The 12,617-nt window shown below is 71.8% G+C and carries 11 protein-coding genes; 4 read left to right on the forward strand and 7 right to left on the reverse strand.

Translation table 11 applies throughout. The features are described from left to right. Position 1 precedes the first annotated feature (1 nt). Positions 2–1,504 carry a DUF6350 family protein gene (locus ACN28G_RS21590; protein WP_421480221.1) on the reverse strand — a complete coding sequence of 501 codons (1,503 nt, stop codon included), beginning with the start codon at positions 1,502–1,504 and terminating at the stop codon, positions 2–4. 196 nt (positions 1,505–1,700) lie between these two features. On the opposite strand from ACN28G_RS21590, the gene ACN28G_RS21595 reads away from it, so the two are divergent. Further along, positions 1,701–1,961 (forward strand): hypothetical protein, encoded by a 261-nt coding sequence (locus ACN28G_RS21595; RefSeq protein WP_091443582.1) that lies wholly within the window; start codon positions 1,701–1,703, stop codon positions 1,959–1,961. Between the two features lie 40 nt (positions 1,962–2,001). Here the strand turns inward: ACN28G_RS21595 and sucD are convergent, their stop codons facing one another. The 3 genes from sucD to ACN28G_RS21610 all read right to left on the reverse strand — a co-directional run bounded on the left by sucD (position 2,002) and on the right by ACN28G_RS21610 (position 4,883). Beyond that, positions 2,002–2,889 carry a succinate--CoA ligase subunit alpha gene (sucD, locus tag ACN28G_RS21600; protein ID WP_421480222.1) on the reverse strand — a complete coding sequence of 296 codons (888 nt, stop codon included), beginning with the start codon at positions 2,887–2,889 and terminating at the stop codon, positions 2,002–2,004. Between the two features lie 2 nt (positions 2,890–2,891). Continuing rightward, positions 2,892–4,070 carry an ADP-forming succinate--CoA ligase subunit beta gene (sucC, locus tag ACN28G_RS21605; RefSeq protein ID WP_091443589.1) on the reverse strand — a complete coding sequence of 393 codons (1,179 nt, stop codon included), beginning with the start codon at positions 4,068–4,070 and terminating at the stop codon, positions 2,892–2,894. 408 nt (positions 4,071–4,478) lie between these two features. After that, positions 4,479–4,883: a cobalamin B12-binding domain-containing protein gene (locus tag ACN28G_RS21610; protein WP_091443594.1), complete on the reverse strand. Its 405-nt coding sequence runs from the start codon at positions 4,881–4,883 to the stop codon at positions 4,479–4,481. A 436-nt stretch (positions 4,884–5,319) separates the two neighbouring features. Here ACN28G_RS21610 and ACN28G_RS21615 point away from each other — a divergent pair, with 436 nt between their 5' ends. Continuing rightward, on the forward strand, positions 5,320–6,036 hold the full coding sequence (locus ACN28G_RS21615; protein WP_091443597.1) for a M23 family metallopeptidase: 717 nt from the start codon (positions 5,320–5,322) through the stop codon (positions 6,034–6,036). Between the two features lie 274 nt (positions 6,037–6,310). Next, complete coding sequence (locus ACN28G_RS21620) at positions 6,311–7,144, forward strand: M23 family metallopeptidase (RefSeq protein ID WP_091443601.1); 834 nt, start codon at positions 6,311–6,313, stop codon at positions 7,142–7,144. 30 nt (positions 7,145–7,174) lie between these two features. Here ACN28G_RS21620 and pcrA read toward each other — a convergent pair whose 3' ends face one another. Further along, positions 7,175–9,610 (reverse strand): DNA helicase PcrA, encoded by a 2,436-nt coding sequence (pcrA, locus tag ACN28G_RS21625; protein ID WP_091443604.1) that lies wholly within the window; start codon positions 9,608–9,610, stop codon positions 7,175–7,177. Positions 9,611–9,933: 323 nt separating this feature from the next. Here pcrA and ACN28G_RS21630 point away from each other — a divergent pair, with 323 nt between their 5' ends. Beyond that, positions 9,934–10,296, forward strand: a complete 363-nt coding sequence (locus tag ACN28G_RS21630) for a chorismate mutase (RefSeq protein WP_091443607.1) — start codon at positions 9,934–9,936, stop codon at positions 10,294–10,296. 286 nt (positions 10,297–10,582) lie between these two features. Here the strand turns inward: ACN28G_RS21630 and ACN28G_RS21635 are convergent, their stop codons facing one another. Beyond that, positions 10,583–11,596 (reverse strand): ABC transporter ATP-binding protein, encoded by a 1,014-nt coding sequence (locus ACN28G_RS21635; protein WP_421480223.1) that lies wholly within the window; start codon positions 11,594–11,596, stop codon positions 10,583–10,585. Then, positions 11,589–12,611, reverse strand: a complete 1,023-nt coding sequence (locus ACN28G_RS21640; RefSeq protein WP_091443616.1) for an ABC transporter ATP-binding protein — start codon at positions 12,609–12,611, stop codon at positions 11,589–11,591. The genes ACN28G_RS21635 and ACN28G_RS21640 overlap by 8 nt, the downstream gene beginning before the upstream one ends. Positions 12,612–12,617: the final 6 nt, after the last annotated feature.

Below are 12,617 nucleotides of genomic sequence, written 5' to 3' on the forward strand. Positions count from 1 at the left end.
ACTAACGGGTAAGGGTGCGGGCCGCGGCGGCACCGAGCAGGGCACCGACCGCGACGACCGCCGTGGTCACCGCGGCCACCTGCCACGGCACCGGCCCGATCTCGGCCAACCTGCCGCCGCCCAACGAGCCGCCGGAGGCCACCGCGGCCAGGCCGAGCAGCGCCCCCGCCACCGGGCCGGCGAGCGCCGCCGGGCCGAGCAACGCCAGCCAACCGACCGGGGTACGGTCGTCGGCCGCCGCCCGCAGCACCCGGCGGGCCAGCAGCCAGCCAGCGGCCATCGCGGCGAGCACCGGCACCGCGAGCAACCCGGCCGCGAATCCGTCGACCGGCCCGCGCGGCAGCCCGGCCAGCAACGGTACGGCCGGCAGCGCGCCGACGGAGACCTCGCTGGTCCGCACGGCGGTGTCGGTGCCGACGGCGAACCCGGGACCGAGCAGGTAGCTGGTGGACCAGACCGTGGCGTTGGGCGCGTAGGCGAGGCTGACCAGGGTCACCCCGGCCTGCCCGGCCACCCCGGTCCGGTACGCCCCGATCATGTCGGCGGCGTCCCCACCACCGGTGGCCACGGCCAGGCCGCCCGCCCCGGCCCCCGCGCCGAGCAGCAGCACCCCGGCCACCAGGCCGGTCCGGATCCCGTCGCGCAGCACCGGGTGGGCCCGTTCGGCGAGCAGCGCGACGACGGCCGTGGTGCGTACCGCGCCGGCCAGGGCGGCCAGCGTGCCGAAGACGGCCAGGGTGCCGCCGGCCCGTACCGGCGACACGGTGAGCCCACCGGTGCCGGCGAGCAGCGCGGCGAGCACGCCCAGCAGGCCGTACCAGCTGCCCACCGCGACCGCCGCGGTGAGCGCCTGCCCCGGCGCGCGGGCGTTGCGGGCGCCGATCGCCCGGCTGGTGTGTACGCCCGCCCGGGCCAGCCGCCAGACCGCCAGCACGGTCAACGCCAGCGGGACCAGGCGCAGCGAACCGGTACCGGTCTCCAGGGGCACCCCGTGGCCGAGCAGCCAGCCGGCGAGCCCGGCGGAGAGCGCCTTGGTGACTGCGGCGGCGTCCTCGCTGAGCTGGGCCAGCCCGAGCACCAGCGCGACCGGCAGGTACGAGGTGAGCGCCGCCCAGCCGGCGGCGACCCCGGCGGCGACGACGAGCGGTGCCCGCCGTGGCCGCCCGCCAGCGGAACCGGATCCACCGGACCGGCCCGCCCCGCTCCTCGACGGCGCTCCGGCGGACCGGGGTGCCACGCCGGACCGGGCCCGGTCACCGGCACGGGGTACGCCACCGGAACGGGCGGCACCGGAACGGGCCGCGTCGGAACGGGCCGCATCGGAACGGGCGGCGTCGGAACGGGCGGCGTCGGAACGGGCGGCGTCGGAACGGGTGGCGTCGGAACGGGTGGCGTCGGAGCGGGCGGCCGGCACCTGTCGGCCCCGACCGGCACGCTCGGTCGGCCGGGCACCGGCACCGGAGCCGGCGGGGCGGCGTGGCTGATCAGGGGGGACGGAGGACATCGCGTCTACTCTGGCATGCCGCGCCCGTACTGGCAGTCCGGTATCTCGGTGCGACGGTGGCGAGTTCCGGCGGGACCGGCCGGTACGGGGACGGTGGCGAGTTCGGCGAACCACCGGTACGGCGTACCGGATCCGGTTTAGCCTCGGCCCAGGACGCGACCGTCACCGTCGCGGCACCGACCGCTCGGAGGAAGCCGTGAACGCTCCGTACGCACCGCCACCGCCGGCCCCCGCAGGCCGCGACCGTACGATGCTCTATGGGATCCTGGGGATCGTCCTCGGCCTCATCTGCTGCGGCATCCTCGGCATCGTCCTCGGTTACCTCTCGATCCGCGACGCCAAGCGGTTCGGTCAGTCCCCGGTGCTCGGCTACCTGGCAATCGCCTTCGGCGTGATCAACATCATCGGCAGCGGCATCCTCCGGGCCACCGGGAACTACCCGTTCTGGAACGACTGAGGGAGCCGACCGCCGGTCGGCTCCCTCAGATGTCGTCCGGTCAGCGGGCGGACATGATCTCCCGCATCAGCTTGGCGGTCTCGGTAGGCGTCTTGCCGACCTTGACGCCGACCGCCTCCAGCGCCTCCTTCTTGGCGTCGGCGGTGCCCGCCGAGCCGGAGATGATCGCGCCGGCGTGCCCCATGGTCTTGCCGGGGGGCGCGGTGAAGCCGGCGATGTAGCCGACCACCGGCTTGGTCACGTTGGCCTTGATGAACTCGGCGGCCCGCTCCTCGGCGTCGCCGCCGATCTCACCGATCATCACGATGGCGTCGGTCTCCGGGTCGGCCTCGAAGGCCGCCAACGCGTCGATGTGGGTGGTCCCGATGATCGGGTCACCGCCGATGCCGACGCAGGTGGAGAAGCCGATGTCCCGCAGCTCGTACATCATCTGGTAGGTGAGCGTGCCGCTCTTGCTGACCAGGCCGATGCGGCCGGCCGGCGTGATGTCGGCCGGGATGATGCCGGCGTTGGAGGCGCCCGGCGAGGCGATGCCGGGGCAGTTCGGACCGATGATCCGGGTCTGCTCGCCCTTGGCGACGTTGTACGCCCAGAAGGCGGCGGTGTCGTGCACCGGCACCCCCTCGGTGATCACCACGGCCAGGTCGATGCCGGCGTCGATCGCCTCGACCACCGCGGCCTTGGTGAACTGCGGCGGCACGAAGATGACCGTGACGTCGGCCCCGGTCTCCTTCATCGCGTCCGCGACGGAGGCGAAGACCGGCAGCTCGGTGCCGTCGAAGTCGACCGTGGTGCCGGCCTTGCGCGGGTTGACGCCGCCGACGACGGTGGTGCCCGCGGCGAGCATCCGCCGGGTGTGCTTGGAACCCTCGGAACCGGTCATCCCCTGCACGATGACCTTCGAGTCCTTGGTCAGCCAGATAGCCATTGTCAGACCCCCGCAGCTGCCAGCTCGGCGGCCCGCTCGGCCGCGCCGTCCATGGTGTCGACCCGCTGGATCAGCGGGTTGTTCGCGTCGTCGAGGATCGCCCGACCGGCCTCGGCGTTGTTGCCGTCGAGGCGGACCACGAGCGGCTTGGTCGCCTTCTCGCCCCGCTGCTCCAGCAGGGCCAGCGCCTGCACGATGCCGTTGGCCACCGCGTCGCACGCGGTGATGCCGCCGAAGACGTTGACGAAGACGCTCTTCACGGCGGGGTCGGAGAGCACGATCTCCAGGCCGTTGGCCATCACCTCGGCGCTCGCGCCACCGCCGATGTCGAGGAAGTTGGCCGGCTTGACGTTGCCGTGCCGCTCTCCGGCGTACGCGACCACGTCGAGCGTGGACATGACCAGCCCGGCGCCGTTGCCGATGATGCCGACCTCACCGTCGAGCTTGACGTAGTTGAGGTGCTTCTCCTTGGCGGCCTGCTCCAGCGGGTCCACCGCGGCCTGGTCGACCAGGGCCTCGTGGTCCGGGTGCCGGAAGGCGGCGTTCTCGTCCAGGGTGATCTTGGCGTCCAGCAGCAGCAGCTTGCCGTCCTTGGTGGTGGCCAGCGGGTTGACCTCGACCAGCGTGGCGTCCTCGGCGACGAAGGCCTTCCACAGCCCCACCGCGACCTCGACGACCTGGTCGGCGACCTCGGCCGGGAAGCCGGCGGCGGTGACGATCTCGCGCGCCTTGGCCTCGTCCACGCCCTTGACGGCGTCGATCGGGGCCTTCACCACCTTGTCCGGGGTGTCGGCCGCGACCTGCTCGATGTCCATCCCGCCGGCGACGCTGGCGATGCACAGGAAGGTGCGGTTCGCCCGGTCGAGCAGGTACGAGAAGTAGTACTCCTCGGCCACGTCCGCGGTCACGGTGATCATGACCTTGTGGACCGTGTGGCCCTTGATGTCCATGCCGAGGATGTCGGTGGACCGGTCCACCGTCTCCTGGGCGCCCTCGGCCAGCTTCACGCCGCCGGCCTTACCCCGGCCGCCGACCTTCACCTGCGCCTTGACGACCACGCGACCGCCGAGGCGTTCGGCGATCGCGTGGGCCTCTTCGGGGGTCGTGGCTACGCCGCCGGCGAGCACGGGCAACCCGTGCCGCTCGAACAGGTCCCGCCCCTGGTACTCGTACAGGTCCACGATTGCGCGTCCCGTCCCGTCTCCGCGGCGCGCCGTCGCGCCGCCACCAGCGTTGTGGAAAACATCTTGACGCCTGTCATCAGTTGAAACAGGCCATTGGGCGCAGCCTAGCGAGATGGACGACGTCGGCAACCGAGCGGGTACGCGTTGTGCCCTACTGCACACCGGCGTTGTTCGGCGTGGGTGCGTAACCCCTGATCGGGGGCGTCGTTGAGTCAGATGTCAGAACGCTGGAGCTCACCGAATTTCGGGGTTCACCGAACGGCGGTGCTCAGCGGGACGACGGGTGACGGCCGATGCCCTGTCGGTCGAGGGGTGGCGGCGGGGCATCGTGCATAGAGGGGCCGGGCGTGTGAGGGGTGCGCTCGGCCCCTCCCCCATGCGCTTTTCCAGGTCGGGGCCGATGGCTCAGCCGACCGGTTGGGCGACGTTCTGCCGGACCCACTCGACGATCGACGCGGTGGTCGCGCCCGGGGTGAAGATCTTGGCCACGCCGAGCCGCTCCAGCTCGGGCAGGTCGGCCTCCGGGATGATGCCGCCACCGAAGACGACGATGTCGCGCGCGTCGCGGGCGTCGAGCAACTCCAGCACCCGCCGGAAGAGCGTCATGTGCGCGCCGGAGAGGACGGAGAGGCCGACCGCGTCGGCGTCCTCCTGGATCGCGGTCTCCACGATCTGCTCCGGCGTCTGGTGCAGGCCGGTGTAGATGACCTCCATGCCGGCGTCCCGCAGGGCCCGGGCGACGACCTTGGCCCCCCGGTCGTGGCCGTCGAGGCCCGGCTTGGCGACGACGACCCGGATACGAGAGCTCATCAGCGCACACCTTTCACCGGTTCCGCGGCACTCACCTTAACGAACGGTAACCCGAGGGCCCCGGACCAGGAAATCCGGGCGGCCGACCGACCGTCCGGCGGGACGGCCGAGGTGGTGGCCGACCGGGCGGTCGATCCTCGCATTGCCCCGGGTGACGGCGAAAGAGACAAAGGGGTGGTGACGGTCACGCTGTGCGACAGACGGCGGCAACGAGGGCGGTTGGTAAAGGTGACGAGATACCACACTAGCGGACGAATATGGACAGAAACCACCAAGGATTTCGGCGCTCCCGCTTGTGACTCCTCTGGCGGTTGGCTACCGTGTCCACGGTTGTCATCAGGTCTTAGGACGGGTGACGACGCGGAGCACCGACGTTCACGAGCCCCCGCTCGATCGCCGGTCGACCGCTTCGGATCCCCGACAACGGAGGGTGTGCGTGCGCCAGCGCCTGTCGTCTGAGCCCGATAGATATCGCGGTCGTCGCCGCGTACCCACCCCCCCACGCAGCCGCTACGCGGCCGTCGTCACCACCGCCTTCGTCGGCGCCGGTGTGGTGGCCCTCGGCGCGAGCGCGCTGCCGGACGCCAAGAGCGTCAGCCCGTCCGTGCTGGACGAGCTTCGTCAGTCCTCCGCCCTCAGTGAGGACCTGGCCGCCCGTGGTGAGTCCGCCGAGCGGGCCTCCCGGGACAGCGGCCGCGGCGGTGCCGACCAGGCCGCCGAGGAGGAGGTCTGGCTCCTGCCCCTGCAGGGCTACGACTTCAACTCCCCGTACGGCGTGCGCTGGGGCAAGCTGCACACCGGGGTGGACCTGGTCGCCCCCGAGGGCACCCCGTACGTCGCCATCCACGCCGGCAAGGTCACCAAGGCCGGCTGGTTCGGCGGGTACGGCCACGCGGTGATCGTCCAGCACGCCGACGGCAGCGAGGCGATCTACGGTCACTCCTCGGCGGTGAGCGTCAAGGAGGGCCAGCAGGTCAAGGCGGGCGACCAGCTCGGCCTGGTCGGCAACACCGGCCACTCCTACGGCTCCCACCTGCACCTGGAGGTGCATGTCAAGGGCGAGCCGCTCGACCCGGTGCCGTGGCTGCTGGAGCGCGGAGTGGACATCAAGCTGCAAATCGAGGCGTTCTACAGCGACGTGGCGAACTCCTGACGCTGCGTATCGACCGATGACCGCCCGGATCCGCGGATCCGGGCGGTTTTTCGTGGCCCGCAACCGAGCGATGTGTTCCCGGTCACTACGCCGAATGTGAGCAGCGACACGGTAACCCATGATCACTTATCGGGGCAGAAGCGTATTCACTCGGACATAGCCGGACGGCGACCGCTTACCCCCCGCCACTTCTCCCCCGCCCCGTACCCGGGACCGCTCCGCCCCAACCCCCAGTATTTCCCGGTCCACGCCCCCGACCGGGAAGGTCACCGCCATGCCGGAAGACACCCCCGTCCCGCACGACCAGCTCGACATCAACCCGGCCCGGCACCGGCGGCCCCGGTGGCATCCCGGTAACCGCTGGCTGATCACCGGAGCGGCCGCCCTGGTCGGCCTCGGCCTGACCGGCGTCGCGGTCACCGCCAACCGCGCCGACGAGCCGCAGCAGCCCACCGCAGTCGTGCTCGACGCCGACGCCCGCGCCGAGGCCGACGCCCGCGCCGACCGATCGGTACGCGAATCCGCTCCACCGGCCAGTCCCACGCCCAGCCCCACCACGGCCAGCCCGTCCCCGAGCGCCACGACGGCCGCCCCCTCGGCCAGCGCCAGCACCCCGGCCCCCACCCGCAAGGCCACCCGGAAGGCCACCGCCACGGCGAAGCCCAAGCCGGAGCCGACCCGGGCGAAGACCGCCAGCGCGCCGAAGCCCAGCTGGGTCAACCCGATGCCCGGGGCCTCCGTCACCTCCTGCTACGGACCGCGGTGGGGCGTCCTGCACGCCGGCATCGACCTGGCCGCGCCGGCCGGCACCCCGGTCCGGGCCGCCGCCGCCGGCACGGTCGTCAACGCCGGCTGGGACTTCGCCGGGTACGGCATCTCGGTGGTCCTCGACCACGGCAACGGCTACCTGACCCACTACGCCCACCTCAGCGAGGCGACGGTCGCCGTGGGAGCCTCGGTCGACGCCGGCCAGCGGATCGGCAGCGAGGGCTCGACCGGCGACTCCACCGGCCCGCACCTGCACTTCGAGGTACACCAGGGACAGCTGTGGAACCAGCTCGACCCCGCCCCGTTCATGCGCGAACGCGGCGTGGACCTCGGCTGCTGACCGTCGCGGGCCCGGCCCTCGACGGAGCGGTCAGAGCTTGTCGATCGGCGCGTGCCGGAGCACCAGCCAGATCTTCTGGTCCCCGAAGTCGATCTGGGCTCGGGCGCCCGCGCCGTGCCCCTCGACGGCGAGCACCCGGCCCAGGCCGTACCGCTGGTGGTTCACCCGGTCCCCGGTCGCGACCTTGGGGCCCTGGGGCAGCTCGCTGGCCGTGGCCAGCCGGCTGCCGTCGACCCCGAGCCGCTTGGCCAGCTGCGCCGCCTTCGGGGTGCCCCCGGCGAAGCCGCCGGTGCGCTCGCCGAAGCCGCCGGGGCGGTCCGCCCGGCCGCCGACCCCACCGCCGCCACCACCCCAGGCGGTGTACGACCCCTCGGTACGCTCCCAGCGGACCAGCTCCGGCGGCAGCTCCTCCAGGAACCTCGACGGCGGGTTGTAGGCCGGCTGACCCCAGGCCGACCGGGTCACCGCCCGGGACAGGTAGAGCCGCTGCCGGGCCCGGGTGATGCCGACGTACGCCAGCCGGCGCTCCTCCTCCAACTCCCGGGTGTCGCCCAGCGAGCGCAGGTGCGGGAAGACGCCGTCCTCCAGCCCGGTCAGGAAGACCACCGGGAACTCCAGCCCCTTGGCGGTGTGCAGGGTCATCAGGGTGACCACACCCTGGTGGGGGGTGTCGTCGTCGGCCTCGGTGCCCTCGGGCGGCTTGGGGATCTGGTCGGCGTCGGCGACCAGGGCGACCTGCTCCAGGAAACCGGCCAGGGTGGCCCGCTCGTCCTCGGCGCCGCTGGCCTCGACCCGCTCGGTGTACTCCCGGGCGACGCTCACCAGCTCCTGGAGGTTGTCCACCCGGCCGGCGTCCTGCGGGTCCAGGCTCTCCTCCAGCTCGGTCAGATAGCCCGAACGGGTGAGCACCGACTCCAGCACCTCCTCCGGGGTGCCGGTCTCGGCCAACTCCCGGGCGGCGTCGAGCAGGGCGACGAAGTCGGCGATGCCGTTGGCGGCCCGGCTGGAGATCCCCGGTGCCTCCCGGGCCCGGCGCAGCGCCGCGCCGAAGGAGATCCGGTCCCGGCCGGACAGCGCCTCCACGCACGCCTCGGCCCGGTCACCGATGCCCCGGCGTGGGGTGTTGAGCACCCGGCGCAGACTCACCGTGTCGTCGTCGTTGACCACCGCACGCAGGTACGCCAGCGCGTCGCGGACCTCCTTGCGCTCGTAGAAGCGCACCCCGCCGACCACCTTGTACGGCAGGCCGACCCGGATGAACACCTCCTCGAAGACCCGCGACTGGGCGTTGGTGCGGTAGAAGACGGCCACGTCACCGGGGCGGGCGGCGTGCTCGTCGACCAGTCGGTCGACCTCCCGCCCGACCCAGTCCGCCTCGGCGTGTTCGGTGTCGGCGACGTACCCGACGATCTGCTCGCCGGCCCCGGCGTCGCTCCACAGGCGCTTGGGCTTGCGGGAGGTGTTCCGGTCGATCACCGCGTTGGCCGCGCTCAGGATGGTCTGGGTGGAGCGGTAGTTCTGCTCCAGCAGGATCGTCCGGGCGTCGGTGAAGTCCCGCTCGAACTCCAGGATGTTGCGGATCGTCGCACCCCGGAACGCGTAGATCGACTGGTCGGCGTCGCCGACCACGCAGAGCTCGGCCGGCTCGATCCCCTCGGTGCCGGCGACCAGCTCCTTGATCAGGGTGTACTGGGCGTGGTTGGTGTCCTGGTACTCGTCGACCAGGACGTGCCGGAAACGGCGGCGGTAGCCCTCCGCGACGTGCGGGTGCGACTGGAGCAGGTGCACCGTCGTCATGATCAGATCGTCGAAGTCCAGCGCGTGCGCCTCACGCAGTCGCCGCTGGTAGAGCGTGTACGCCTCGGCGAGAGCCCGCTCGTTGGGGCCCTTGGCCCGCCCGGCGAACTCCTCCGGATCGACCAGCTCGTTCTTGAGATTGGAGACCTGGGCGGCCAGCCCGCGCGCCGGGTAACGCTTCGGGTCGAGATCCAACTCGCGGGTGACCAACTGCATCAGCCGCCGGGAGTCGTCGGCGTCGTAGATCGAGAAGGTCGACTTCAGGCCGGCGTGCTGGTGCTCGGCGCGCAGGATGCGTACGCAGGCGGAGTGGAAGGTGGAGACCCACATCAGCCGGGCGCGCGGGCCGACCAGGTCGGTGACCCGTTCCTTCATCTCGCCGGCGGCCTTGTTGGTGAAGGTGATCGCGATGATCTCGCCGGGATGCACCTGGCGCGCGGCGAGCAGGTACGCGATCCGGTGGGTGAGCACCCGGGTCTTGCCCGACCCGGCCCCGGCCACGATCAACAGCGGTGAGCCGGCGTGCGTGACCGCGTCACGCTGGGGCCCGTTGAGGCCCTCGACCAGGGCCTGTGGATCAAGCCGGGCGGGCGGCCCGGACCGGCGCGGCGGCATGGGCTCGGGCGCTGGCGCGGACGGGGACGCGGGAATGTCGAAGAGAGGATGCATCGCACGGCGAGTCTATGCCGACCCCCGGACACTTCCCGGACAAGGCGGCTGCCACCGCCCGGCGACGCCACCGCGGCAGTACCCGGGCCGCCCGCGTCCCGGCTGGTGGACCGGGTCGGGGGCTGCTTGCGCCGGACCGGCGGCGACGGCATACTCGACGACGTGTTGGGTCAGCGCTTCTACTTTTACTACGGCACCGGGAGTCCGGCAGCCGTGGGTCGCGCCTGATCAACCAGACCTACGAAAAGCCCCGGGCTCACAGGAGCCCGGGGCTTTTTGTTCCGGGATCCGGACACCGGGCCCGACGTCCGAGGGGTACGACGATGATGACAGACGTGGTGGAGCAGAACGGCGGCGTGGCACGCGCGGCGGCTGACACGCCGGACGCGGCACCGACGCAGACCGATCCGGCGAGCCCGGGCACCGGCACCGACGAGCCGGCGGCCGCAGCCCGGATCGTCGAGATCCGGGAACGGATCGACCAGATCGACCGGACCCTGATCGAGCTGTGGCAGGAGCGGGCCGGCCTGTCGCAGCAGGTCGGCGCGACCCGGATCGCCTCCGGCGGCACCCGGCTGGTGCTCTCCCGCGAGCGGGAGATCCTGGAGCGCTTCCGGCTCGCCCTCGGCGCCGACGGCACCCAACTCGCCCTGCTCCTGCTCCGCGCCGGCCGCGGCCCCCTGTAAGGAAGGGCCCCCTGTTAACGCTTTCGGTATAGAAGGGCCCCCTTCTAACCGACCCCGCACCGGCGGGGCGAGGCGGGCAGGGGCCGACGGCCGGGCGACGTGAATAAGGCGGTGCCGACGCGGGCCGGGCGGACGATGTGGGCCGGGCGGACGACGCGGGCCGGGCGGGCCGGGCGGACGACACAGGCCGGGCGGGCCACGGGGGCCGGGTCGGAAACGGGCGAGCCGCCGTCCGGGCGTCAGGGGTGACGTCGGACGGCGGCTCGACAGACGGCCGTGGCGTGGGTCACGCCTCGTGGCTGGCCACGATCTCGCGCTTCTCGGCGAAGTGGCAGGCGCTCGGATGGTCCGAGCCGTCCCGGACCTCCAGCGCCGGCACCTGCTCGGCGCAGATCTCCTGCGCCTTCCAGCAGCGGGTCCGGAACCGGCAACCCGACGGCGGGCTGATCGGCGAGGGTACGTCGCCGGTCAGCCGGATGATCGCCTTGCTCGATCGCAGGGTCGGGTCCGGCACCGGCACCGCGGAGAGCAACGCCTGGGTGTACGGGTGGGTCGGCCGCTCGTAGATCTCGTCCTCGGTGCCGATCTCCACGATCTTGCCGAGGTACATCACCGCGACCCGGTCGGAGAGGTGCCGCACCACCGACAGGTCGTGGGCGATGAAGACGTACGACAGGCCCAGCTCGTCCTGGAGCTTCTCCAGCAGGTTCATCACCTGGGCCTGGATCGACACGTCCAGCGCCGACACCGGCTCGTCGCAGACGATGATCTCGGGCCGCAGGGCGAGCGCCCGGGCGATGCCGATCCGCTGCCGCTGGCCGCCGGAGAACTGGTGCGGGTACCGGTTGATGTGCTCCGGGTTGAGGCCGACCAGGTCCAGCAGTTCCTTGACCTTGTCCCGGCGGCTGCCCTTCGGCGCGACGTCCGAGTGGATCTCGAACGGCTCGCCGATCAGGTCACCGACGGTCATCCGGGGGTTCAGCGAGGTGTACGGGTCCTGCATGACCAGCTGGATCTGCCGCCGCAGCCGGCGCAGCGCGCCGCCGGAGAAGGTGGAGATGTCCTGGCCCTTGTAGAACACCCCGCCGGCGGTCGGCTTCTCCAGGTTCATCAGCACCCGGGCCAGCGTCGACTTGCCGCAGCCCGACTCGCCGACCAGGCCGAGGGTCTCCCCGGCCTTCAGCTCGAAGGAGACCCCGTCGACGGCCTTGACCTGGCCGATGGTCTTCTTGAAGACGATTCCACGGGTGACCGGGTAGTGCTTGACCAGGTCCCGGATCTCCAGGATGTTCTCAGTCACGGCTCACCAGCTCCTCGGCGAAGTGGCAGGCGCTGGCCCGGGTCGGGCCGAGCTGCAGCAGCGGCGGGACCTTCTCCCGGCACACCGGCTGCACCATCGGGCAGCGCGGGTTGAACGGGCAGCCCGGCGGGATGTTCATCAGGTTCGGCGGAAGACCCTTGATCGTACGGAGCTGCTGGCCCCGTTCGTCCATCCGCGGGATGGAGTCGAGCAGGCCGAGGGTGTACGGGTGCGCCGGCTTGGCGTACAGCTCGTACACGTCGGCTTCCTCGACGATCCGGCCCGCGTACATGACGGCGATCCGGTCGGCGACGTCGGCGACCACGCCGAGGTCGTGGGTGATCAGGATCAGGCCCATCTGCCGTTCCCGCTGGAGTTCGGCGAGCAGGTCCATGATCTGGGCCTGCACGGTCACGTCCAGCGCGGTGGTCGGCTCGTCGGCGATCAGCACCTCCGGGTCCAGCGCCAGCGACATCGCGATCATCGCGCGCTGCCGCATGCCGCCGGAGAACTGGTGGGGGTACTGGTTGAACCGGCTCGCCGCATTCGGGATCTTGACCTGGTCGAGCATCTCGATGGCGCGCTTCTTGGCGTCGCCGCGGCTCATGCCCCGGCGGAACCGGAACTGCTCGGCGATCTGGAACCCGACGGTGAAGACCGGGTTCAGCGCGGAGAGCGCGTCCTGGAAGATCATGGCGATGCCCTCGCCACGGATCTTCCGGCGCTCCTCGAAGGACATGGCCAGCATGTCCTTGCCGTGGAAGCGGGCCTGACCGCCGGTGACGAAGCCGGGCGGGGTGTCGAGGATGCCCATGACGGCCTGCGCGGTGACGCTCTTGCCGGAGCCGGACTCGCCGAGCACGGCGAGGGTCTCCCCCGCGTCGACGTGGTACGTCACCCCGTTGATGACCTTGGCAACGCCGTCCCGGGTACGGAATTCCACCCGCAGGTCTTCGACCTCCAGGAGGCGGCCCGACGGGCGCTCGCCGGCTCCCGGCGTGGACTGCTCGGACACGAGAAT

Origin of the sequence: Micromonospora sp. WMMA1923, from assembly GCF_049179195.1 — a bacterium.
GTDB classification, from domain to species: Bacteria; Actinomycetota; Actinomycetes; order Mycobacteriales; family Micromonosporaceae; genus Micromonospora; species Micromonospora yangpuensis.